Annotated in this window: 16 protein-coding genes; 10 read left to right on the forward strand and 6 right to left on the reverse strand. The window is 64.2% G+C overall.

From position 1 onward, the window contains the following. Positions 1-429: 429 nt before the first annotated feature. Genes AC1VVM_RS18950 through AC1VVM_RS18975 form a run of 6 tightly spaced genes read left to right on the forward strand, consistent with a single transcriptional unit; the run spans position 430 to position 11,031 of the window. Complete coding sequence (locus AC1VVM_RS18950; RefSeq protein ID WP_482905341.1) at positions 430-873, forward strand: hypothetical protein; 444 nt, start codon at positions 430-432, stop codon at positions 871-873. Beyond that, positions 873-1,607 (forward strand): cellulose synthase operon protein YhjQ/BcsQ, encoded by a 735-nt coding sequence (locus AC1VVM_RS18955; RefSeq protein WP_482957102.1) that lies wholly within the window; start codon positions 873-875, stop codon positions 1,605-1,607. The genes AC1VVM_RS18950 and AC1VVM_RS18955 overlap by 1 nt, the downstream gene beginning before the upstream one ends. Continuing rightward, positions 1,604-6,097, forward strand: coding sequence for a UDP-forming cellulose synthase catalytic subunit (gene bcsA, locus AC1VVM_RS18960; RefSeq protein ID WP_482905343.1), 4,494 nt, complete (start codon positions 1,604-1,606; stop codon positions 6,095-6,097). The genes AC1VVM_RS18955 and bcsA overlap by 4 nt, the downstream gene beginning before the upstream one ends. After that, positions 6,094-9,513 (forward strand): cellulose synthase subunit BcsC-related outer membrane protein, encoded by a 3,420-nt coding sequence (locus tag AC1VVM_RS18965; RefSeq protein WP_482905344.1) that lies wholly within the window; start codon positions 6,094-6,096, stop codon positions 9,511-9,513. Before bcsA ends, AC1VVM_RS18965 begins: the two co-directional genes overlap by 4 nt. After that, positions 9,510-9,971, forward strand: a complete 462-nt coding sequence (gene bcsD / locus AC1VVM_RS18970; protein WP_482905345.1) for a cellulose biosynthesis protein BcsD — start codon at positions 9,510-9,512, stop codon at positions 9,969-9,971. Before AC1VVM_RS18965 ends, bcsD begins: the two co-directional genes overlap by 4 nt. 19 nt (positions 9,972-9,990) lie before the next feature. After that, complete coding sequence (locus tag AC1VVM_RS18975; protein ID WP_482905346.1) at positions 9,991-11,031, forward strand: family 8 glycosyl hydrolase; 1,041 nt, start codon at positions 9,991-9,993, stop codon at positions 11,029-11,031. Between the two features lie 78 nt (positions 11,032-11,109). On the opposite strand, the gene AC1VVM_RS18980 is transcribed toward AC1VVM_RS18975, so the two are convergent. Next, positions 11,110-11,538, reverse strand: coding sequence for an organic hydroperoxide resistance protein (locus tag AC1VVM_RS18980; RefSeq protein ID WP_132386175.1), 429 nt, complete (start codon positions 11,536-11,538; stop codon positions 11,110-11,112). Between the two features lie 128 nt (positions 11,539-11,666). Between AC1VVM_RS18980 and AC1VVM_RS18985 the strand changes: the two genes are divergently transcribed. Further along, positions 11,667-12,128, forward strand: a complete 462-nt coding sequence (locus tag AC1VVM_RS18985) for a MarR family winged helix-turn-helix transcriptional regulator (RefSeq protein ID WP_482905347.1) — start codon at positions 11,667-11,669, stop codon at positions 12,126-12,128. Between the two features lie 3 nt (positions 12,129-12,131). Here AC1VVM_RS18985 and AC1VVM_RS18990 read toward each other — a convergent pair whose 3' ends face one another. From AC1VVM_RS18990 to AC1VVM_RS19005, 4 genes are all read right to left on the reverse strand, one after another. Beyond that, positions 12,132-12,752 (reverse strand): TetR family transcriptional regulator, encoded by a 621-nt coding sequence (locus AC1VVM_RS18990; protein ID WP_482957103.1) that lies wholly within the window; start codon positions 12,750-12,752, stop codon positions 12,132-12,134. Positions 12,753-12,828: 76 nt separating this feature from the next. Next, positions 12,829-14,181, reverse strand: coding sequence for a carbohydrate porin (locus tag AC1VVM_RS18995; protein WP_482905349.1), 1,353 nt, complete (start codon positions 14,179-14,181; stop codon positions 12,829-12,831). 109 nt (positions 14,182-14,290) lie between these two features. Then, on the reverse strand, positions 14,291-16,720 hold the full coding sequence (locus AC1VVM_RS19000) for a glucose/quinate/shikimate family membrane-bound PQQ-dependent dehydrogenase (RefSeq protein ID WP_482957104.1): 2,430 nt from the start codon (positions 16,718-16,720) through the stop codon (positions 14,291-14,293). 304 nt (positions 16,721-17,024) lie between these two features. Then, positions 17,025-17,906, reverse strand: a complete 882-nt coding sequence (locus tag AC1VVM_RS19005; RefSeq protein WP_482905351.1) for a LysR family transcriptional regulator — start codon at positions 17,904-17,906, stop codon at positions 17,025-17,027. A gap of 112 nt (positions 17,907-18,018) precedes the next feature. Between AC1VVM_RS19005 and AC1VVM_RS19010 the strand changes: the two genes are divergently transcribed. After that, a complete protein-coding gene (locus AC1VVM_RS19010; protein ID WP_482905352.1) occupies positions 18,019-19,053 on the forward strand; it encodes an aldo/keto reductase in 1,035 nt (344 codons plus the stop codon). Positions 19,054-19,068: 15 nt separating this feature from the next. Beyond that, positions 19,069-20,241 (forward strand): MFS transporter, encoded by a 1,173-nt coding sequence (locus AC1VVM_RS19015; RefSeq protein ID WP_482957105.1) that lies wholly within the window; start codon positions 19,069-19,071, stop codon positions 20,239-20,241. A 51-nt stretch (positions 20,242-20,292) separates the two neighbouring features. Here the strand turns inward: AC1VVM_RS19015 and AC1VVM_RS19020 are convergent, their stop codons facing one another. After that, a complete protein-coding gene (locus AC1VVM_RS19020) occupies positions 20,293-22,623 on the reverse strand; it encodes a TonB-dependent receptor (RefSeq protein WP_482957106.1) in 2,331 nt (776 codons plus the stop codon). Positions 22,624-22,871: 248 nt separating this feature from the next. On the opposite strand from AC1VVM_RS19020, the gene AC1VVM_RS19025 reads away from it, so the two are divergent. Then, on the forward strand, positions 22,872-23,168 hold the full coding sequence (locus AC1VVM_RS19025; protein WP_482905355.1) for a hypothetical protein: 297 nt from the start codon (positions 22,872-22,874) through the stop codon (positions 23,166-23,168). Positions 23,169-23,241 lie beyond the last annotated feature (73 nt).

Genomic DNA, 23,241 nt, shown 5'->3' on the forward strand with positions numbered 1-23,241 from the left:
CCTCCTGTCAGGAGGTGTCCCGATGTTCTTGGGGCCCGCCCCTCGATTACCAGGTTCCTCTCCTTGGAACCCCTATCGACTTTGCGCGTTCCCATTCCGCCTTCGTGACGATTTTGCACTCCTTTACATGACATTGGCGCCTTCAAGAACCACGGAAGAATCCGGTGCATTCAAGTCCGAACGCTAATTGGGGCGCAATATCAGGGGAATGAGAGAGGAAAATGCGCGTCGAGGAACCCCGCGGACGGAGCGTTCACGGGCCCAAAACGAGCCCGAACGGGTATCCTATCCGCCACGCGCCAGCTGCGGCACAATCGCTGCACCATATCAGAAAATTCGCGGCGCGAGGCTTTTGAACTTTTCGCTCCGCGTAAACTAGATATTAACCAATTTTAATGATGTTGCCGTGACGATAGGGGGAAACGCAGCATGCGCATCGATGCCCGAAACCTTTTGGACCGTTTGGGCCGAAGCGATTTTGCCTATCGCGAATTCGAGGATCGTTTCACCGATCTTGAGCTCTGGCCGATCCTGGAATCCCTCCTGCGCGATCCTCGCCTTCAGGCGCTCGATCCGGGAACACCGCAGGGCAACGGAGTCGGCGCCTCTTCCCCGGCAGCCGAACGCACCCAGCCCTCGATCACTCCGCACCCAGGCACTTTGAGCGGCACGTCAGCGAGCCCCCTGACCAAACCGGCGGAGGAACCATTGAAGGTCCTGTTCAGCCGTTACGAGCAAGGCACCCAGCCTGCCTTGCCCGCTGAAGAAGTGCCTGCCCCGCCCCCCCCGCAGGACATTCGAGGCCTGCTGCGTCGCCTGTCGCAATCGGGCGGAGACGCGCGCGGAAAGCCGGGCGAGCAGGGAGAAAACTGATGCCAATGGTCCTATGCCATGCGCCGAAGGGCGGCACCGGGACGACATTCGTCGCCGCACACCTCGCCATGGGCCTTGCTGCCGAAGGCGCCGACGTGACGGTGCTGACAATGGCCGCGCGCGACACCATGGCGTTACATTTCGGACTTTCGCAGGCGATATCCCTCCCCTCGTTGACCGCTCCGGCCGACGAAGCCGTGCTGGTGGGCGGCATCAACTTGCGCCACTGGCACCGCCCGGCCGAAGACGCCGACCTTCTGCCGATGCTGAATGACCTTGGTTACCTGACGCCGGGCAAGGACCGCGTGCTTGTGGTGGACATGCCCTCGGGCGAATTCCGCGCGGCGCTGCGACTGGTCGAGCATGCCTGCGCCCACCTCTGCACCCTGACCGCCCAACCCGACACGCTGGCGCTGCTGCCACAGATGTTCGGAGAAACCGGGAGCGAGGGTCTGCTGCGCACGGCGTTTGTGATCAACGCACTGGATGAAACGCGCCGCCTGTCCCGGCACGGCTCCGCTTTCGTGCGCGAATTGGCGGGGCAGCGGCTGATCGGGCGTATCCGCCTTGACGAGGCCGTCCCCGAAGCCATGGCCATGTTGCAACCCCTCTCCCGCTACGCTCCGGCCAGCGCGGCGCTGCACGATGCTCGGGCGATTTCCGGCGCAATTCTACCCGCGCTGGAATCCACCGCCGCCTCCTGGATCGCACCGACCGCGAGCCGCGCTGCATGAGCGGTAAAATTCTGCCCGGCAGGGCGTTCCGGTACCTCGCCGTTGTGCCGATCGTGCTGATTGCCGCAATGGTGGTTGGCGTGCCGCTCGATACTCGGGCGCAGTGGATATTCGCGGCAGTGGCGATCGCCGGGACTCTTGTCCTACGGCGCTGGCCGGGCCGCAAGGGCTCGCTGGCGCTAGGCCTGCTCGCGGTGCTGATCTCCACCCGGTATATGTTCTGGCGAACCACCCAGACGCTGGCCTTCGGCACTTTGCCGGAATTCCTGCTCGGCGGCGGACTGTACCTTGCCGAACTGTATGCGTGGGTCATCCTCGTCCTTGGCTTCGTGCAGACGAGTTGGCCGCTCGACCGCCCGGTGATCGAACCCACCGGTGATCCGGAGAACTGGCCTACCGTCGATATCTACATCCCGACCTACAACGAGAGCCTGGGCATCGTGCGCAACACGGTGTTCGCGGCGATGGATCTCGATTATCCGGCCGACCGTTACCGCGTCTTCATTCTAGATGACGGCAAACGTGCCGAATTCCGCGCTTTCGCGCGCGAGGCGGGGTGCGGCTACATCACCCGCGATAACAATCTGCACGCCAAGGCGGGCAATCTCAACGCGGCGATGGGCAAGACCGACGGCGAGTTGATCGCCATCTTCGACTGCGACCACGTGCCCACGCGCGCCTTCCTGCAACTCACGGTGGGCTGGTTCCAGAAGGACCCGCGCCTTGCCCTGTTGCAGACGCCGCACCACATGTATTCGCCCGATCCGGTCCAGCGCAATCTTGCCGGCGTGATCGAAGACATGGCCGGCGAAGGCGACTTGTTTTACGGCCCCGTGCAAGGCGGCAACGACTTGTGGAACGCGGCCTTCTTCTGCGGATCCTGCGCGATCATCCGGCGCGAGGCGCTGATGGAGACCAACGGGTTCGCCGGCGAGACGGTGACCGAGGACGCACACACCGCCCTCAAACTGCAGCGCACGGGCTGGAACACTGCCTATGTCAGCGCCCGCCTTTCCGCAGGCCTCGCCACTGAGCGACTGGTACTCCACGTTGGCCAGCGCATCCGCTGGGCACGCGGCATGACGCAGATCCTGCGCATCGATAACCCGCTGTTCGGGCGCGGCCTCACTTGGCAGCAGCGGCTTTGCTACCTCAACGCAATGCTGCACTTCCAGTATCCGTTGCCACGCATCGCCTTCCTGACCAGCCCCCTCGCCTACCTGATTTTCGGTCTCAACATTATCCAGGCCTCGGCCTCGTTGATCTTCGCTTATGCCATGCCGCACCTGTTCTGCGCCTCGGCCTCCAACTTGCGCACGCAGGGCGGAGATCGACGGCCGTTCTGGGGCGAGGTCTACGAAACGATCCTGGCCTTCCACCTGGTGAAACCGACGCTGATGACGCTTTTCCAGCCCCGCAAGGGCAAGTTCAATGTCACCGACAAGGGCAGCCTGCTGGACCGCACCTATTTCGACTGGGCAATCGTGCGTCCGCACCTGATCTGCATCGGGCTGCTGGTGATGGGGATCGTGTTGGCCGTCGTGAAATGGCTGTTCTTCCCCTACATGTTCAACGTTCAGACCGATACGCTGGTGCTGAACGCGGCATGGGCATCGTTCAGCCTGATCATCCTGGTAGCGGCGGTTTCCGTCGCGCGCGAGACGCGGCAGGCCCGCAGAGACATCCGCATCCCGGTCGAGCTGCCGGTGACGGCCTACCTCACCTCGGGCCACGTGCTGGCGGCGCGCACTATCGATATCTCGATGGGCGGCGCCGGACTTTCTCTGCCGGCCGGCCAGCCCATCCAGAACCTTGCGGTTGGCCACATCACAATGGCCATGGGCGACGAAGTGCTCTCGATCCCGGTGGAGACGCTGCGCACCAGCGGCAACAACGTCTACGTCCGTTTCGAACAGCTTGACGTTCTGGCTGGTCGCCATCTCGTTCGCGCAGTCATGGGCCGCGCAGACGCCTGGCAGCCCTCGGGCCCCCACGAGCAGGTCCACGGGATCCGCTCGCTCGCCGATATCATCCTTGTCGACATGGTGACCATCAAACGCATGCTGCGCCTCAATTTCGCCGAACGGCGCGTCATGCGCGAACAGGCCGCCCTTCTCGCTCCCGTCGAACCTTCCGATCCCTTCCATCCGCAGGACAGCACGCCAGGCTCCGCCAAGGCGCCGAAACGCCCGTTCCGGCGTTTCGCCAAGGCCGCCGCGCTGGTTGCCGCGCTGGGGCTGGGACTGGCGACCATGGTGTTCAGCACCCGCGAGGTCCATGCCGCGCCCGTGCCCGCCGCCAAGGCGGCCACAAAGCCCGCGGCACCGGCGGACCCGGCCGCAGCGTCACCCGCTCCCGCGCCGGGCGGCATCGCGGAGCGGTTGACGCTCAAGGACATGCGCATCACCAGCCCGATCCGTCTGCAAGGTACGCAGGGCGAAATCGGCATTCCCTTCGGCATGCGGCAGGACCGCGTCGTTACTTCGGCCGTGTTGACCCTGCAAATGGCCTGGTCGCCGCAGATGCTTGACGACATGAGCCACCTCGTCGTCATTGTGAACGGTGAAGTGGTGCAAACCCTGCCGCTAACGCGGGGCGATGCGGGCGGGCAGGTCCTGCGTATTCCGATCAATCCCGCGCTTTTCCTGCCGGGCGATAACCAGCTCAACTTGCGCCTTGTCGGCCACTACGCCCGCGATTGCGAAGATCCGTTCAATTCGGTGCTCTGGGCGAACATCAGCAATGTGCGCTCGTGGATCGATTTCAACTATCAGCCGCTCGCCTTCGGGCCCGATCTTGCGAGACTGCCGCTGCCGTTCTTCGACAAGGGGCAGAACGCGCCGCTGCGCATGCCGTTCGTGTACGCGGGCACACCTCACAAGGGTGAACTGGAGGCGTCCGCCGCCACGGCCTCGTGGCTGGGCGCGATGGCCAGCTATCGCCGCTTCTCGTTCAAACCGGTCTACGGCGCCTTGCCCAAGGGCAACGCAGTGGTATTCCTCAAGGCCGGCCAGTCGATCCCGGGGCTCACGCTGGCCCCGATCACCGGCCCTTCGGCGGCGGTTATGACCAACCCTGCCGATCCCACCGGCACGCTGCTGGTGTTCATGGGCCGCAGCGACGGCGAACTGCGCCTTGCCACGGGCGCGGTGGCACTCGGACGCGGCGTGTTCGGCGGCCAGCGCATGGCCTTCGACGGCGTTCGCATCCCGACCTGGTCGCGCTACGGCGCGCTGCGGTGGATCACCACCGATCATCCGGTCCAGCTTGGGCAGATCATGCCGGCCTATGCGCTGCAAGGCATGGGTTTCCGCCCCGGCACGCTGAGCGCCAGCTTCCGCGTCGCGCCCGACCTGTTCTTCTGGCCGCGTGAAGGCGGACGGTTGAATCTGGGCTATCGCTATCCGGTCGCGCAGTGGCTGGACAAGCGCGCCTCCCGCCTCGACGTGTCGCTCAACGGACAGTACCTGAAGTCGTTGCCGCTGGGCTCGCGATGGTGGGAGGAACTGTTCGGCCAAAGCGGGGCCAAGAGCCAGGATTCCGACGCCTCGATCATCCTGCCGCGCTACAACCTGTTCGGCCAGAATGAGCTGACATTCGACTACAATCTGGTCATCGCCGACAAGAAGAAGTGCACCGGCACCCTGCCGGAGAACGTCCGCACTTCGGTCGATCCCACAAGCACGATCGACTTCACTTCGGCCTACCACGCGATCCTCATGCCGGATCTTGCGACTTTCGCCGGTGCCGGCTTCCCCTTCACCGTGGCGCCGGATCTTGGTGAGACCACCGTTGTCATGTCCGACAATCCCCTGCCCGCATCGGTCGAGGCATTCCTGGACCTGATGGGCCGGTTCGGGGACTCGACTGGCGTGCCAGTGACGGCCGTCACCGTGACGTCGACAGTCGATGCCGAACAGCTTGCGGATCAGGACGTATTGGTCGTCGGCCGCGCCGAACTGGCCGGGATCGGCAACTTGTTCTCCCGCGCGCCGGTGCGTTACGTGAACGGACACCTCGAAGTCTCCCAGCGTTCACCGATGCAATATCTGACTGCATTTTTCGGCGGCACGCAGCGTGACGATCCGATGGCAGCGGCGCCGCTGGTCTTTAACTCGCGTGGGTTCTCGGGGATCGTAAGCTTCCGCTCGCCCTTCGCGTCGGACCGCACGGTGGTTGCCCTTCTGGCGGACAATGCGGCCGCGCTCCCCCCGCTGGTCGATGGCATGGCGGACGTAAAGATCAACGCGTCGATCCAGGGCGATCTGGCGGTCACGCGCGGAGACGGCATGAGCAGCTTCGCGATCGGCGACCGCTATTGGACCGGCTCGCTGCCGATCTGGATGAAAATGGCCTACTGGTTCAGCCAGCGGCCGATGCTCATGGGAATCTGCGCGCTCGCGCTCGCCGTGATCCTTGCCGGACCAGCCTACTTCTACTTCCGCCGACAGGCCCAACGCCGCCTCGGCAACCCGGACGAAACCGCATGATGTCTGCGACGAAGAGCCTGCGCCTCACCGGCCTTGCCCTGCTGCTGAGCGCGGCGCCGATCGGCCTCGGCGCCGGTACGGGCGTCGCAGTTGCAGAGACGGCCGGCGTCGCGGCACTGTTGCAACAGGCCAAGTACTGGCGCTCGAAAGGGCGAGAGGATCTGGCCCAGCAAGCGCTGCGCCGCGCGCGCGCGATCGATCCGAACAATCCGGAGGTGCTCGCGGCGATGAGGAATGCGCCCGCACGTCCGGCTCCCGCTGCGCCGCCGCCACCGCCGCGCAACGCGGTCCCGACGCCGCCGCGAGCGACGGCGCCAGCCACGCCCACGCCTCCCCCCGCGCAGCGCAAACCCGCCCCGGCACCCACGCCGCCGAGCCCCGCCGTGACGGCTGCGAACCGTGGTGGGCAGGCACGCGTCGCCGGCTTCGCCGCGCTCGACAAGGGCGATCTGGTCGGTGCCTCCAGCCAGTTCGAGCGGGCGCTGGCGATCAATTCCCGCGATGCCGATGCGCTTGGCGGCCTCGGCATCGTGCGGCTGCGACAGAGCCGTTTCGCGGAATCCGCCAGCCTGCTCGATCAGGCCTCGCGCCTTGGTCGTTCGGAACAATGGGCGCAGGGCCTCGCTTCGGCGCGATTTTTCGCAGGACTTCAGGACGCGCGCGACACTCTGGCACGCGGAGATGCCACGGGAGCACAGCAGAAGGCCGAGGCCCTGGTCCATTCCGGCTATGCGCAACCCGCGCCCGCGCTGGAACTGCTCGCGGACATCTATGAGCAGCAAGGGCGCCACGCCGATGCGGCAGATCTCTACCGTCAGGCCAGCCAGGGCGGGGGCGCGACCGACGACAAACGCCTGCAACTGCGCGCGGCACGCAGCCGGGCCATGGCAGCGGCGGCCAATGGCGACGATCTGGGCGCTATCCGCGAATTCCAGGCCGGGCTCGTACTCGATCCCGAAGATCCATGGATCCGCTACGAATTTGCACAATTCAATTTGAAACGCGGCCGCATTCCTGAGACCGAGGCGCTGGTGCGCTCGCTGGTCAACAAGGGCCAACCCGACGCGCTCTACGCCGCCGCGCTGATCAATGCCGACATGGGCCGTCCGACAGAAGCAGCCCGCCTGATCGACCTGATCCCCGAAACCCAGCGAACTGCGCCGATGCGTAGCTTCGCCGTAAGCGTGAAAACCGACGAGGCAATTGCACGCGCGAAGGGGCTGGCGGCGGCAGGCCAATCCGCACAAGCGCTGAACTCGCTGCGGGAACTCGGCGGGATGAGCGGTATTCCGGCAGGCAAGCAGGCGGCCATCGCCAATGCCCTTTACGAATTGGGCGATACCGCAGGTGCCAGCGCGGTCGCGGAAAACGCGATGCGCGGGCAGATTACCAGCGTGGAGGACTACGAGGGCCTGATTGGCACCTTGGCGCGCGTCGGCCGTGACGATCTGGCGCGTGAAGCGCTGGAGCGCGCCGGCGCATTGGCGGGCAATTCACCCGAAGGTCAGCGCGCCTATGCACGGATGAATGCCTCGCTGATGGTCTCGCAGGCCGACCACGCGCGGCTCGAAGGACGCTACGCCGATTCCTTCGATATCCTGCAATCGGCGTGGAGCGCCTCGCCCGATAGCACCGATGTGCTGACCGGTCTCGCCCGGCTCTACCAGACCGGCGGAATGTCCGCCCGCGCTGCGCAGACGTGGCAGCTGGTGTTGGCCCGCAAGCCCGGCGACCGCGACGCCCTGCTTGGTCTTGCTGAAACGGCACAGGCAGCCGGCGATGGCGACCTCTCGCGCAAGGCCCAGGCCGATGTGCTGCGCGCTTTCCCGCAGGACTACGAAGTACGCATGACACTGGCGCGGGTCGAACAAGCCCGAGGCGACAACCGCGCCGCTGCCCGCATGCTCAGGGATGCTCGCGATCTCTATGTCGCGCAGCAGGGCTCCGCCAATGCGCTGGCCGGGGGCAATCCCTTTGGCACGACGGGCCCGGCAGGTTCGGCCAACCCGTTCCGCAATCAGGCGGTAGCAGCGCCGCAACCGGTCAATCCCTTTGCGCTCGGTTCGGGCACGCGGCTACCGTCGGGCACGGTCGCGGCATCTTCGCCGATGCCGGTGGCACCGTCCGCCCCCATGGCGGGCACTAGCGCCGTGGCTTATGCCAGCCCCGCTTATGGCGCGGGTTCCGTAAGCGCGGCGCCGACCTCCAGCTTCCCGGTGAGCGCACCGCCCTCCACTGCCGTGCCGGGCGATCCGGTCATGGCGCAGATCCAGTCGAAGCTTGCGGCACTGACACAGGAAACTGGCCCGCGCGCCGATATCGAGACCGGCTACCGCCAGCGTTCCGGCGAAAAGGGCCTGAGCCGTCTGGATGAGATCAAGGGCTCCGCGCGCCTGTCGACCGACGTGCTCGGCGGCCGGGTCTACGCGAAAGTGGAAGCGACGGTGATCGACGCCGGCTCTCCCAGCAAGTCCGGGCAGGCGCGCTTCGGGCAGAACGCCACGGTGGAGGCCGCGAATATAGTCTCCCAGACCGAGGCCGTGTTTACCGGCCCGGGCAGTGTCAACGATTCAGGCGCTGCCGTCTCGATCGGCTACGAGAGCGATCTGGCTCAGGGCGAAGTGGGCACGACGCCGATCGGCATGGGCAAGACCAAAGTCGCCTTCCACGCCGCCGTCACCCCGAAGATAGACAACAGCCTGCGCGCTAGTGCCATGATCGAACGCAAGCCGGTTACAGACAGTGTGCTGTCCTACGCCGGTACCGTCGACCCGGTGACCAAGGCGCGTTGGGGCCAGGTGATGCGCACGGCCTTCGCCGCAGGGCTTTCCTATGACCACGACGGCAGCGGTGTTTACGGCGAGGGGCGGTACTATCGTTTCGACGGCACCAAGGTCATCCGCAATGATGGGTTCGAGGCCAATGTCGGCGGCTATCTGCGCGCTTATGCCAGCCCTCGGGGCAACCTGACGGTCGGCCTCAATGTCAATTATCAGTCCTACGACAAGAGCCAGAACACCTTCACCTGGGGCAACGGCGGCTATTTCAGCCCGCAAAGCTTCATCAGCGTGGGCTTCCCGGTGAACTACACCTTCCAGGACGAGCGCTTCGATCTGCGCGCTTCGTTCACGCCCGGTTTCCAGAGCTATAGCGAGGATGCCAGTCCGCTCTACCCCAACGATCCCGCCCTTCAGTCCCAGCTTGACGCCTACAAGCTGGCCGACAACGACGTGCGCGCCTATTACGATGAAACCAGCAAGACCGGCTTTGCGCTTTCGGCCCTGCTCTCGCTTTACTACAAGGTTACGCCGACAACCCGCATCGGCGGTGAAGCGAGCTATAATACCTTCGGAAGTTATGATGAGTTCCGTAGCGTGTTCGGCGTACGGCAGAACTTCGGGAGCACCGGCAGATGAAGTTCCAGGCATTTCCATCCCCTCGGCACGAAGGGGATCTGACCGGGGTGGGCGGCCTTGCGCTGCTGGCCACGATGACAGCCGCCGAAGTGGGCGAAAGCGCGCCCGCTGGGCAGGCGCGGGCGTTCTTCGTGGCGATCGGGCGTCGTATGGCCACGCTCGTTCCGCTGGAAGACGTCAGCGATGTGGCTACGCTGCAATCGCGGATTAATGGTTTTTGGCAGGATCTCGACTGGGGCGAGATTGAGCTTGTGGTCGGCGAGGACGCGATTACGGTGCGCCATGTGCACTTGCCGGAGCCGGTCGTGCCCGACTTGCGCCATTCGTGGCAGGCCATGCTGCTGGGGGTTCTGGAAGGCGCCTACGACGCCTGGTTCCGGGCGCTGGGAAGCGGTGAGGCGCTGCGCACGGTGGCCGTATGGAAGGACGATCTGCTCGAAGTGCGTCACGGACGCTGAACGAGGATTAGACGCGAAAATGGCTAGCGACGAGACGTTCCGAGGACCGCGCATCGACCGCAGGAAATTCACCCTGGCCGCGATGCTGACGCTGACGGCAGCCTGCAACGGCGGCGCCCAAAGCCGCACACCCGGCCGCCCGGCAACCTGGAGCAGCTATCGCGAGCTGTTCCTCTCGCAGGACGGCCGCATCGTCGATACCGGCAACAAGGGTGTCAGCCACAGCGAGGGTCAGAGCTACGGGCTGGCATTCGCGCTCGACGCCGGAGACCGCGAGGCGTTCGACCGGATCGCCAAGTGGACCCGCGAACACCTCGCCCGCCCTGATGTGGCGCTTCATTCCTGGCGCTTTGACCCTACCGCCGCCAATCCGGTGGCTGATCGCAACAATGCGACCGACGGCGATATCATCATCGCATGGGCGCTCGGCCTCGCCGGCCAGCGCTGGAATCGCCCGGAATACACCGCTCGCGCGGCCGAGATCCGCGCTGCGATCGTCAGCCACTGCGTTATCGAGCGCTATGGCCGCAAGCTCCTGCTGCCCGGGATCGAGGGCTTTGCCAATGAGGCAGGCGTTACGCTCAATTCGTCCTACTTCGTCTGGCCCGCGCTCGATGCGTTCGCGCTGATCGACGGGCAACAGCCGTGGGGGCCGATCATCGCCGACTGCGAAGCGATCGCGAAGATTGCCCGCTTCGGAACCCGCCATTTGCCGGTGGACTGGATGAGGATTACGGGGCCCTCCCAGCTCGCGCCGGCGCCCGACAAGCCGCCGCGCTTCGGATATGACGCGATCCGGGTACCGCTTTGGGCGTCATTGGGCGGGCGTCCGGCACTCGTGGACGATGTCGACGCGTACTGGCGTTCCAGCACGGCTGCCGGTCGCCCGATCCCCGCGTGGATCGACGTGATGACCGGTGAAGAGGCGCCCTACGCGATTTCGAGCGGCGGCGCGGCGGTGGCCAGTCTGCTGCTCGGGACACAAAAACCAGCGATCCTGGCCGACGATTACTATTCGGCGTCGCTCCAGTTGTTGAGCGGCGTGCATCTCGTTCGATAGGCGGCAACGGCCGCAAGCAAACCGAAAGGGCGCGACTCCTCTTGGAGCCGCGCCATTTTCGTTGCGTATTGGCGCCGATCAGGCGACCGAGAGCGCCACTTCGACATTGCCGCGAATGGCGTGGCTATAGGGGCAGATCGTGTCGGCCTCGGCGACCAGAGCTTCAGCGGCCGCGCGGTCCACGCCGGGAAGCGAGGCCTTCAGCTCGGCGGTCAAGCCGAAACCCTTGTCGCTGCGCGGGCCGATGCCGATTGTAACGTTGACACTGGCGTCGGCAGGGACGCGGGGCAGCGACTTGTCCTGCGCAGCGGCGAACTTCATCGCGCCGAGGAAGCAGGCTGCGTAGCCCGAGGCGAAGAGCTGTTCGGGGTTGTTGCCCTCGCCATTGCCGCCGAGTTCCTTCGCCGTGCCGAGCGTAACGGCGAAGCTGCCGTCATCCGTGGCAGCCTGGCCGTCGCGGCCCCCGGTAGCCGTGGCGCTGGTCTTGTAGAGCGGGGTGATCGACATCTTCATTTTCCTTCCAAGAGATGGGGACATTGGGTCGTTAGTGAAATAATCGTGTGCGATATAAATGCATCTCTACCGGCATCGTGTCAACCCTTGCGATTAAATCGCGTGCGATTTATATTCGCTGCATGACACAGCCATCCCTCTCGACCGCCCCCCCACGCAGCGATCCCTTCGAGGATTTCCTGTGCTTTTCCGTCTATTCGACCGGCCTTGCGTTCAATCGCATCTACAAGCCCCTACTCGATCGGCTGGGCCTGACCTATCTTCAGTACCTTGCTCTGATCGCCCTCACCCGCCGCGATGGCCAGACCGTGAGCGAACTGGGCGAGAGTCTCTTTCTCGAATCGAATACGCTCACGCCGCTTATCAAGCGACTCGAGGCGGCGGGTTTCGTGACCCGCACGCGTGACAGCGCGGATGAGCGCGTGGTGCGCGTGGCGCTGACCGACAAGGGCCGCGAGACCATGGAGGAAGCGCGCTGTGTGCCGCAGGAAGTGCTCGCCGCGACCGGGCTCTCGATAGCCCAACTCTCCCGGCTGAACGAGGAACTGAAGGTCCTGCGTGGAAACCTGCGAACTTCGGGGTGACCTTTACGGGTGCCGCTGGCAATAGGCGCGAACGATCGCGACAGCCTGTTCGCGGCGCCGCGCGGCAGCGGATTCACTCGCCATGTCGACATCGAAAATCGCGCCGAAGGTGTAGCGGTTGGAGATGAAGTAAAAGGCCAGCGCGCTGATCGTCATGTGCAGATCGATCGGGTCAATACCTGACCGGAAGCTGCCATCGGCAACGCCCCGCGCAATCAGCGCCGCTGTCTTGGGCAGCACGAGTTCGTTCCGCGCCTCCACGACTGAGGCGATATGCGGGCCGTGCCGCATGTTCTCGTCCATCACTAGCCTGACGAGTTCGGAATGGTGGAAGTGATAGTCGAACGTGAGCGCCGTCAGCCGATCGAGCGCGGCCAGCGGCGACATGTCATCAAGCCCCGCCTCGAGTTCGGCCGAGCGAATGCCGCGATAAGCCTCGGTCAAGACTGCCCGGTAGAGCCCTTCCTTGCTGCCGAAATGATAGTAGATCATCCGCTTGGATGTCGCGGTGGCCGCAGCGATCTCATCGACGCGCGCGCCCGCGAAACCCTTGTCCGCGAAATGGGCGGTTGCGATGGCGATGATTTCGCGCCGGTTGCGCTCGGTGAACCCGGTGTCCTGCATCGCCTGCGCTATGAGCGGTCAAGCCTGCGAGAGCAACGGCATTGCTGCGCCACAGGCGTTGCTCTAGCAGACGTGGTCAGAACTGCATCTTCACCTGACAGCCCAGTGCCAGCGCGTTCGGCGTCGAGCGGAAGCTGAAAGCGCCGGGCTCTACGATGTACTGCACGTCAGGCCGGATCGAGAGCCAGCGGGCGGCCTGAATGCCGTAGCTCAGTTCGATTGCTGTCTCTCCGGCGGGCAGCGAGGCATAGCTGCCCGGAATGGGGGCAATGTCGACATTCTGACGGCGCAGGCGCGGATCGACCACGGCGTGCACGAAGCCAAGCGCCACGGTATCGGCGTCACGTCCCTTGAACGTGCCGGTCTTGACGAAGCCGCTTGCATACCAGCGCGTGATCTGCGCGGAAATCTCGGGATTGGCCGTGAATTGACCGAAGATCGAGAGGCCCCGCCCCCCCTGCCCGTCACGCCAGATCATCTGGTCAGCCAGGAGATAGACGCCGTAGCGGCCCTTGACCGTGCCATCGCTGCCTTGCTCCGCCACGCGTGAGGTATCGTAGTAGACGCCCAGCTTGTAATGCCCCGGAAGCGCGCGGCTGCCTGCCGCCGCGCCGGGATCGTATTCCACCTCCAGCGGAAGCAACACGCCGATGGTCCCACCCGCGAAGGGGTTCCAGGCATTGTCCTCGTCATTGAGGCGAGGGTTCACTTGATAGACGCCTGTGCGGATCGTCACATCCGGGTGCAGTTTGTAGCGGATCGTCGCTCCCCAGCGCGCGTTGGGATAATTGTACCATCCGCTGTTGCCCGAAAGCGAAAGTGCGTGCGCACAGAAGGCCGCGTTCACGAAGTTGCAGCCCAGCGCCATGCCGCCAAGGTCGTTCCCCATGGCAAAGAAGCCGGCTCTGACGTCGAGCTTGCCGCCGATCAGGCTCTGCTCCACGCTGACTTCGGTAAGGCGGGTATACTGGCCGCCATAGGCCTCCTGAATTGGCAGTCGGTTTCCGACGAAATCCGACGAGATTCCGACGCCCCGGCGGTCATTGATGGTGAAATGAAAAGTCGTGCCCGACCAACCCGCGATCCTGCCCATATCGAAATCCGCGCCCATGCGGACCTGCTGCGTATAAGCGGTGCCCTGCCGCAGCCCGCCTTTGACGGCCGCGAACGACTCCGAGACGTAGTCGCCCCGGAAAGTGACGCCGGAATTGGCAAGGTCCGTGCGCAGCCCTCCCCAATCTCCGGTGAGCGTATCGGGTCCGGCAGCTTGCGGGGCCGGTTGAGGCCCTGGTTGAGCCCCCGATTGAGCCACAGTCTGGGCCTGATTTTCTGCGGCTAGTTCGGTCGTGTCTTCGGCGCGTGCCTCACCGGCCACGAGAGGAATCGCAATCAGCAGGCCGCAACCGGCCAGTCGGGTCAATCTGGTCATGTAATGGGCCAAAGCCCGCTCCTGTCCCCGCGCCTTCCGGAACGCGGGGGTTTGCTTGGGATTTGCGGCAACGGACGGTGGCAGAGCCTCAACTCCGCCACCTTGACCGTCAGGGTAGCTTGTAAGCGATCACGTAGTCGCCGCGGTCGGGCGACTGACGCGCGCCGCCTGCGGTGATCACGACATATTGTTTACCGGTTTTCGGGGACTTGTAGCTCATCGGGCCGCCTTGGCTGCCAACCGGCAGACGGGCTTTCCAGATCTCCTTACCGTTCGCCGAATCGAAGGCGCGCAGATAGTAATCCTGCGTTCCTGCGATGAAGACGAGACCGCCCTGCGTCGCCAATGTACCGCCGAGCGTCGGCAGGCCGACCGGGATCGGCAGGCCCATGCGGATGCCCATCGGGCCGGTATCGCGCACGGTGCCGACCGGGACCTGCCACTTGATCTGGCGAGTCTTCATGTCGATCGCCGTCAGCGTGCCGAAGGGCGGTTTCTGGCAGGGCACGCCCAGCGCGGAGAGGAAGCGGTCCTTGATAACCGAATAGGGCGTGCCCTTCAGCGGAACGCTGCCCATGCCGGTATTGACAGCTTCGCCAGCATTGCCCGCTGCGCCTTTCTGCTCCGCCGTCTGCGGGAACATCTGGACCCAGAGGCCGAGACGCATGTCGTTGGCGAAGATGGTGTTGCTGGTGGGATCGATCGAGAGCCCGCCCCAGTTCATGCCCCCCAGCGATCCCGGGAAGCTCAGCGACTTGTCCGTGCCGGGCGCGGTGTAGAGGCCCTCATACCGCATGCCCTTAAAGGCGATACGGCAGAGCAACTGGTCGAACGGCGTCGCACCCCACATATCGGCCTCGGTCAGCAGACCAGTGCCGATTTGCGGCATGCCGACCGACTTGGGCTGGGTGAGTGAATAGGGCTCGTTCGGAATGTTGGCGGGTTTGACTGCAACGTTCGCGACTTCGGTCAGCGGCCGGCCAGTTGCGCGGTCAAGCACGTAGAGTTGGCCTGCCTTGGTGCCGAACACCAGCGCGGGCACAGTCCTGCCATCAGCTTGGGAGAAGTCGAAAAAGGTCGGTTGCATGGGCACGTCGAAGTCCCACAGATCGTTGTGCACCGTCTGGAAGTGCCACTTCTCCTTGCCCGTCGTCGCATCGAGCGCGAGCATCGAGGCACCGTACTTGTGATCGAGCGGGGTTCGCGTTTGCCCGTAGAGATCGACGGAGGGGCTGCCCACCGGCATGAACACGGTGTTGCTGGCCGGATCGTAGGACATCGCGGCCCAGACATTGGGGGTCGAGCGGGTGTAGGTCTGACCTTCCGGGGGCATGCCGGTGATTGCCGGATTGCCGGGGTCGAAAGCCCAGCGCAGCTTGCCGGTGATCACGTCAAAGCCGCGCATCACGCCGCCGGGCATGTCCACTTGCACATTGTCCGCCACGCGGCCGCCGACGACCACGGTAGTCCCGGCAAGGGTCGGCGCGGAAGTGAGCTGGTATTGCGGATCCGGCGCATTGCCGAGCCCGGCTTTCAGATCGACACGGCCGCCGGTACCGAAGTCGGGGCAGAATTTCCCGGTATCGGCGTCGAGCGCAATCAGTTCGGCGTTGATCGTGTTCATCAGGATACGGCGCTGGCATGGCGCGCCCTCAGGAACGGTGATGGCGGTGACCGGGGTGGAACCGGGCATGTTCGGCTGCTGGATCGGCGCCTTGGCGTCGAAATAGGCAAGCCCGCGGCAGCGCATCCAGACCGAGGCGCGTGCATTGATGATGGTCTTCCACTTTTCGCGGCCGCTGTCGGCATCGAGCGCGATGACGTTGTTGTGCGGGGTGCAGACGAAGACAGTATCGCCCACTTGCAGAGGCGTGTTTTGGTCTTCGGCACCGTTGCCGTCGCTCACCGCCATGTCACCCGTACGGTAGGTCCAGGCCACTTTCAGGTCCTTCACGTTGTCACGCGTGATCTGGTCCAGAGCGACGAAGCGGCTGCCGCCACCGGTATTGCCGTAAGCTTCCCAGTTCTTCTGCTCATGGGCCGGATCGACCGGAATCAGCGCGCCCTCCTGCCCGGTGAAAGCGACAGTGGGATGCGGTACGAACATCGCGGCAAAGCCCATTGCCGAGCAGAGAGCCAGCACAACCGCCACGCCAATTGCGGGACCGCGCGAGGGTCTGCGACCGGCCGAGCGAACCAGCAGAGGATAGGATAGCGCCACCACCGTCGCGCCGACACCCATCGCCAATAGGCGCGAGATCAGCGGCCAGAACGCAAAGCCCACCTCCCACAATGCCCAGCAGATTGTCAGCAGGAACGTTGCCCCGAAGAGCAGCGCACCGGCCGGTCGGCGCCGGAAGATCAGGAAACCGGAGACCAGCAGCGCGATGCCGGCGACCACGAAGTAAAGACTGCCGCCAAGACTGGCGAGTTTCGCTCCGCCAAGGGTGAAAAAAAGGCCCGCCAGCAGGACGATTGTCCCGAGCAGCCACAGCCATACCTTGGCTAGAAAGCCGATAGCGTTGTTCGTGCCGGGCATTCGGCACCTCCTTTATCGTCTTCGATTGCGCCGAACATGCCCGGGCTTGCACAGCCGGAGCGGTCAGGTCCGCAGAGAATGCATGAAAACGGAGTGCTCGCAATGCTCTCCATCGATCTGTGTACCAACTAGTACATAGATCGATGGAGAGCAAGACGTGCCACGCAGGCATGCCGAAAAAGACGTCCGTCACGCTCGCAAGCACCGACGTTGTCGAATTTTCTTGTTTATTGAGATACCTGCAAATGTCGCCAGCAAAGTCTCGCGGCTGCGCAAGTGATCCGCCGCGCTGGAAAATCCTGAATCAGCGCAGATTTTCGGCAAGAAAATCGATGAACACGCGGACACGCGCGGGAACATTTGCACCGCCGACGAAGACAGCATGGATCTGCTCGACATCACCCGGATTGAAATCTTCCAGCAGTGGAACGAGATCGCCCGACGCGATTTGCGCGGCGACGCTGAAGCAACCGACACGGGTGATGCCCACCCCTTGCTCGGCAAGTTGTCCCAGCGTCTCGCCATTGTTGGCCTCGATCGTTCCCTTCACCGACAGGGTGAAATCGCGTCCAGCCCGCCGAAACGGCCAGACCGGTTCCACCCGCTGAAAGTTGAAGCTCAGGCAATTGTGGTCCAGCAAATCCTCAGGCTCGCGCGGGGTACCAACGCGGGCTAGATAGTCGGGCGAAGCAACAATGACGCGCCGCGTTTCGCCCAGCTTGCGCGCGGTAAGGCCGCTGTCGGGCAGCGGACCGAAGCGGATCGCCACATCGGCCTGCCCGGCCGCCACGTCGACCAGCGCGTCGGTCAACGCGATGTCCACCAGAATGTGCGGAAAACGGCGCGCGAATTCGCCAAGCAGCGGCACCACGCAGAGCCGACCGTGCGCCAGCGCTGCACTGACTCTCAGCCGCCCGCGCGGGGCGCCCTGATCGGCGATCTGCTGCTCGGAATCGTTGAGGTCTGCAAGGATGCGCCGCGCTGCGAGGAGATAGGCGCTACCTTCGCTGGTCAGCGCCAATGCCCGGGTCGAGCGCAGCAGCAGCCGCACACCAAGTCGCGCCTCGATACGGTCGACCTGACGGCTCACAGCCGAAGGGGTGAGCCCCAGTACGCGGCCCGCTGCGGAAAAACTGCCCAGATCGACTACCGCCGCGAACACTTCCAGCGCCCGCGCGCGATCCATTCCGTCATCCATCTTTGCGTGGATAGCAAAGAACCTTGCCCTTCGCGAGGGCTAACGCTGCACAATAGCGTGTTCCATTTATGCAGGCGAAGCGTAACCGGAAGGATCAAGCATGGAATACCGCCAATTGGGTTCGTCGGGCCTGCGAGTGCCGGCGCTGAGTTTCGGCACCGGCACTTTCGGCGGCAGCGGGCCGCTGTTCGGCGCCTGGGGAAGTAGCGACGCGGCGGAAGCGCGGCGCCTGATCGATATCTGCCTTGAGGCTGGCGTAACACTGTTCGATACCGCCGATGTCTATTCGAACGGCGCCTCCGAGGAAGTGCTCGGCGAAGCGATCAAGGGGCGCCGCGATCAGGTGCTGATCTCAACCAAAACCGGCTTGCCGATGGGCGACGGCCCGCAGGACTGGGGCGCCTCGCGCTCCCGGCTGATTGGCGCGGTAGATGCCTCCCTCCGGCGTCTTGGTGCCGATCATATCGACCTGCTCCAGCTCCACGCCTTCGATGCGTCCACTCCCGTGGAGGAACTGATGGGCACGCTGGACATGCTGATCGCAGCGGGCAAGCTGCGCTACGCAGGTGTTTCCAACTATCCCGGCTGGCAGATCATGAAGGCGCAAGGTGTGGCCGATCGCCACGGCTGGCCGCGCCTGACTGCGCATCAGGTCTATTATTCGCTGATCGGCCGCGCCTATGAGTGGGACCTCATGCCGCTTGCCGCCGATCAGGGCGTGGGGGCTTTGGTCTGGAGCCCGCTCGGCTGGGGACGCCTTACGGGCAAGATCGGTCGCGGTCGTCCGATCCCCGCCGGCAGCCGCCTGCATGATACCGAACAGTTCGCCCCGCCGGTGACCGAGGAGCACCTCTACCGGGTGATCGACGCGCTGGAGAGCATTGCCGAGGAAACCGGCAAGACCGTACCGCAAGTCGCGATCAACTGGCTGTTGCGGCGGCCGACGGTCTCGTCGGTGATTATCGGCGCGCGGAACGAAGAGCAGCTGCGCGACAATCTCGGCGCGGTCGGCTGGGCGTTGACGGCGGCACAAGTCGCCACGCTGGATGCCGCGAGCGACGTTGCCCCACCCTACCCGCACACTCCCTATCGCCAGCAGGCGGGCTTTGCCCGTCTCAACCCGGCGATGGTCTGACAAGGACTGCAACCCATGAAGCTCAATCCGGGGCTCCTGGCCCTTTCCGTCGGCGCATTCGGTATTGGCGTCACCGAGTTCGCGCCGATGGGCCTGCTGCCGGTCATCGCCACCGGCCTGGGGATCTCGATCCCCACGGCCGGGCTGCTCATCAGCGCCTATGCGCTCGGAGTCATGGTCGGTGCACCGCTGATGACGCTCACCACCGGCCGAATGCCGCGCCGCACGCTGTTGATCGCATTGGCGGGCATCTTCACGCTGGGGAACCTGCTGGCGGCGATGTCCGACAGCTACACCATGCTGCTGGTGGCGCGGATCGTCACGTCGTTCAACCACGGCGCCTTCTTCGGCGTGGGCTCGGTCGTCGCAGCCAGCCTCGTGCTGCCGGAGCGCAAGGCGGGCGCCGTTGCCGCCATGTTCATGGGCCTCACGATTGCCAACGTCATCGGCGTGCCGCTGGCGACCTGGGCGGGCGAGCACCTTGGCTGGCGTATGGCTTTCTGGGGCATTTCGGGCCTTGGCCTCGCCACCATGGCGGCGCTACGGCTGACGTTGCCCGCCCTGCCGGCGCCCCAAGGGGGCAATGCGATGGCGGAACTGCGCGTTCTGACACGGGGCAAGGTTCTCGGCGCGCTGGCGCTGACGGTTGTCGGATCGAGCGCAATGTTCACCGTCTTCACGTATGTCGTGCCGATCTTGCGCGAGGCGACCCATGCTTCGCTCGGTTTCGTCACCGCCATGCTCGTGACATATGGCCTGGGGCTGACGGTGGGCAACTGGCTTGGCGGGCGTTTCGCCGACCGCTCGGTGGACCGGACCTTGATGGTGACATTGGCGAGCCTTGCGGCGATCCTCGTCGCCTTCGCGCTGCTAATGCCTTTCGCTGCGCCGACTGCCGTGCTGGTGTTCCTCTGGGGCGTGGCCAGCTTTGCGCTGGTGCCGCCCTTGCAAGTCCGCGTCATGACCGCTGCGGCGGACGCGCCCAACCTGGCGTCGTCGGTCAATATAGGTGCATTCAATCTCGGTAACGCGATTGGCGCGGCGCTGGGCGGCGGCGTGATCGCGGCGGGCCTTGGCTTTCCGGCCGTGGCACTGGCGGGAGCGGCAACTTCGTTCGTCGGACTGGTTGCCGTTGTCCTGACGGTTCGCAGAACCCCCGCACCAGCAGAACCGCTGTACAGCGCCTGAGGATCTTGAGCCCGCCCCCACCTTGGGGACGGGCTCAGTTCCACGCCGCGTTTAGAAACCGCGGCGCAGGGTAACAAACCACTGCCGCGGCGCGCCGGTCAGCAGGGTCTGCGAATCCCCGCTGTTGGTGAAGCCGTTCGAGCCCACCGTCGAGACGTACTTCTTGTCGGTCAGATTGCTCACCGAGACTTCGAGAGCGACGCCCGAGAGATAGCCATGTCCCTCCGGCACTTTGGCACCAAGCGACGCATCGAGCAGGAAGCGGCCGCCCACCGAAACGTCGTTGGTATAGCTGTAGTAGCGCTTCGACATGTAATTGCCGCCGATGCGGCCGAACAAGATATCGCCGGTATAGGCGAGTTCGGCCGAGGCGATGTGGCGCGGGCTGTCGGGCACGGTCTTGCCCTCGGTATTCACGACGGCGCCGGTCCCGTCGACAACGTCATCCTGATATTCCGAGACGTTGTAGGCGTAGGACGCCGTGGCGCTGAAACCGGCGGGCAGTTGCACCGTTGCCGCAGCTTCGAAGCCGTACGTCTGAACCGAGCCGACGTTGGCCAGAATGCTCGGGCTGCCGACGATGCCGGGACCGGAGCTGATCGCCAGCAGGCGGTTCTTGAAGTCCACGTAGTAGCCCGCGAGCGATCCCTGGAACGGACCTGAGCGGAAGCGCGCGCCGCCTTCGACGGTTTGCGAGGTTTCCGGCTTCAGCGTGCCACTGATTTCGTCGAAACCGGCCTGCGTGGTCGAGAACGGACCCGATGTCACCGCAGAAACGAAGGCGCGCATGTTTTCGGTGTAGCTGGCAAAGAGTTCGGCCTTCGACGATACCCGGTAGACCGCGCCGATTTGCGGCAGGAACATGTCGTTGGCCTTGATCCGGCCCGAGGGATAGCTCGACTGGACGATCGGATTGGCCTTGTTGACAACGTCGATGCCCTTCCAGCCACCGCTGATGGTCAGCGCATCACCCACGTCGATTGTGTCGGACACGTGGTAGACGAACGTGTTGGTCTGGAACTTGTAATCCCACTGCGTAGCGAACGGGTCGGACTGGAATTCCAGCGAATCCCGCGAGCTGCCGTCGAGCGTATTGTCCAGCGCGTAGTAGCGGCGGGCCTGACGGAAATTGTTGCCCTCATACCAGGCGCCCAGCTCCAGCTTGTTGAAGCTGACATCCCAGTTCAGCGTCGCGATCGCGCCAGCGCGCTTGATGTCGTATTCGGTCGTGCGCACCGAAAGCGGCGCGCCGGTCGGGCTCGGCACATAGGGCGTCCACCAGAGGCCCTGACCATGGTTGTTGTGGTAGTACGATTGCAGCGAGAAACGCAGCGGCCGATCAACCGGGGTCTCGAACTTGACGCTGCCCAGCCAGTCCCGGCGCAGGCCGGCGGCATTGTAGTAGGCATCGTCAACGGTTTCGATCGGCGCAGTGAAGGCGGTGCCGTACATCGGGAAAGGCAGTGCCGTGCCGGCAGCGGCGGCGAGCTGGTTCTGATACACCGCGGCCGTGGAATAGGCCGCCTTCCAGTCGGGCGCGAAATTGTCCCACTTGTAGCCGAGGCGATCGATCATCGCCTTGGACAGATCCTGATAGTCGTTCTCGCGGCGGTCCGAATAGTTCACCCAGGCGGTGAGGCGTCCGGCGCCAAGGTCGCCCACCAGCTTCGCATTGACCTGATCCTGCTTCTGGGCGCCATCACCCTTCCACTTGCCAGCGTCCATGTGGGCATAGGAAACGTAGGCGCGGAACGGGCCCATGTCGCCGGTTTCTCCGCGAATGAAGGCGCGCACGGTATCCTCGCTGCCGTAGGTTGCGCTGGCGACGACATCGAGATCATGGCCCGGATCGCGCGAGTTGAACAGCAGCGTGCCCCCCAGATTGGAGGTGGAGGCCGTGCCCAGCGCACCGGCGCCCTGGCTGACAGTGACGTTGCCGAGGTTTTCGGAGATGATGGCGCGGCTTATGTGGAGCCCGTTATAATTACCGTAGCTCATGTCGCCCAGCGGCACGCCGTCGAGCGTGAAGCCCAACTGGTTCTGGTTGAAGCCGCGCAGCGAGATGCGGGCCGACCATTCATAGCTGCCGAAGGCATCGGCCGACTGGAAGTTGACACCGGGCAATTTGGCGATTGCCTTGAGCGGCGAAGTGCCCGGTGTCAGCAACGCGATATCCTGTGCATTGACAGTCTGCGTTTGGCGGGTTTCGCCGAAACCGAGGACGACAATCTCACCCGTGGAGCCTGTGGCGGCGCCATCTCCGGAAGGATCTGCGGGAGCGTCGGCCGCATTATTGTCCGCCGCAAAGGCAGGCATGGCAACGGCGCAGGCAAGAAACGAGACGCCTGCCGCAAGCAGGCGAGATACGTGAACCGTCTTCATTGAGAGAGAACTCCACCCTGAAACCGACGGGGGAATTCCACCTGTTCGGCGACATACCGATGACAATCCCATGTCATTTTCACGAAAACGGATGGTATTTCATTTTTACAGGATGGGGTTGCATGGGGGCAACACAGGGAAATTTAAAAATATGACTTGAGCAATGCATCAGTACGACAGTGTTGCGTCGACTTTATCTCGTTTCAGTCACATCCCCCTTTCATCGGATGCCAAGGGAACTGCCGAAAATGAACTATTTCGAACACGCGGTCGCCGCCCTGATCCTGCAGGTGATCATCGCGCGTCTCACCGGCAGTTGGTGGACCGGCGCGGCCTTGGCTTCGGGTTACTTCATCGGCCGCGAGATCGCACAGGCGGAGTACCGTTGGATCGAACTCTATGGCCATGGCTTGAGGGCCAACATGCCCTGGTGGGGGCCGCTCGACTTGCGCGTCTGGCCCAAGCTCGATCAGTGGGTCGACTGGATCGGCCCGGTCGCAGCGACCTGTCTTCTCGCGACGTTCGCGGGAAGGCGGCGATCGTAGCGAATGAATAACCGTTTCTCAGCGTTGGAGAGCCTGCACCTTACCGTGGTTCACCAAGTCTCATCCTGATTTT

This window comes from Novosphingobium sp. BL-S-33, assembly GCF_056857025.1.

Bases quoted from the DNA above. Each gene is read 5' to 3' on its own strand.
- AC1VVM_RS18950 (WP_482905341.1), top strand. From the start codon at position 430: ATGCGCATCGATGCCCGAAACCTTTTGGACCGTTTGGGCCGAAGCGAT.
- AC1VVM_RS18955 (WP_482957102.1), top strand. From the start codon at position 873: ATGCCAATGGTCCTATGCCATGCGCCGAAGGGCGGCACCGGGACGACA.
- bcsA (WP_482905343.1), top strand. From the start codon at position 1,604: ATGAGCGGTAAAATTCTGCCCGGCAGGGCGTTCCGGTACCTCGCCGTT.
- AC1VVM_RS18965 (WP_482905344.1), top strand. From the start codon at position 6,094: ATGATGTCTGCGACGAAGAGCCTGCGCCTCACCGGCCTTGCCCTGCTG.
- bcsD (WP_482905345.1), top strand. From the start codon at position 9,510: ATGAAGTTCCAGGCATTTCCATCCCCTCGGCACGAAGGGGATCTGACC.
- AC1VVM_RS18975 (WP_482905346.1), top strand. From the start codon at position 9,991: ATGGCTAGCGACGAGACGTTCCGAGGACCGCGCATCGACCGCAGGAAA.
- AC1VVM_RS18980 (WP_132386175.1), bottom strand. From the start codon at position 11,538: ATGTCGATCACCCCGCTCTACAAGACCAGCGCCACGGCTACCGGGGGC.
- AC1VVM_RS18985 (WP_482905347.1), top strand. From the start codon at position 11,667: ATGACACAGCCATCCCTCTCGACCGCCCCCCCACGCAGCGATCCCTTC.
- AC1VVM_RS18990 (WP_482957103.1), bottom strand. From the start codon at position 12,752: ATGCAGGACACCGGGTTCACCGAGCGCAACCGGCGCGAAATCATCGCC.
- AC1VVM_RS18995 (WP_482905349.1), bottom strand. From the start codon at position 14,181: ATGACCAGATTGACCCGACTGGCCGGTTGCGGCCTGCTGATTGCGATT.
- AC1VVM_RS19000 (WP_482957104.1), bottom strand. From the start codon at position 16,720: ATGCCCGGCACGAACAACGCTATCGGCTTTCTAGCCAAGGTATGGCTG.
- AC1VVM_RS19005 (WP_482905351.1), bottom strand. From the start codon at position 17,906: ATGGATCGCGCGCGGGCGCTGGAAGTGTTCGCGGCGGTAGTCGATCTG.
- AC1VVM_RS19010 (WP_482905352.1), top strand. From the start codon at position 18,019: ATGGAATACCGCCAATTGGGTTCGTCGGGCCTGCGAGTGCCGGCGCTG.
- AC1VVM_RS19015 (WP_482957105.1), top strand. From the start codon at position 19,069: ATGAAGCTCAATCCGGGGCTCCTGGCCCTTTCCGTCGGCGCATTCGGT.
- AC1VVM_RS19020 (WP_482957106.1), bottom strand. From the start codon at position 22,623: ATGAAGACGGTTCACGTATCTCGCCTGCTTGCGGCAGGCGTCTCGTTT.
- AC1VVM_RS19025 (WP_482905355.1), top strand. From the start codon at position 22,872: ATGAACTATTTCGAACACGCGGTCGCCGCCCTGATCCTGCAGGTGATC.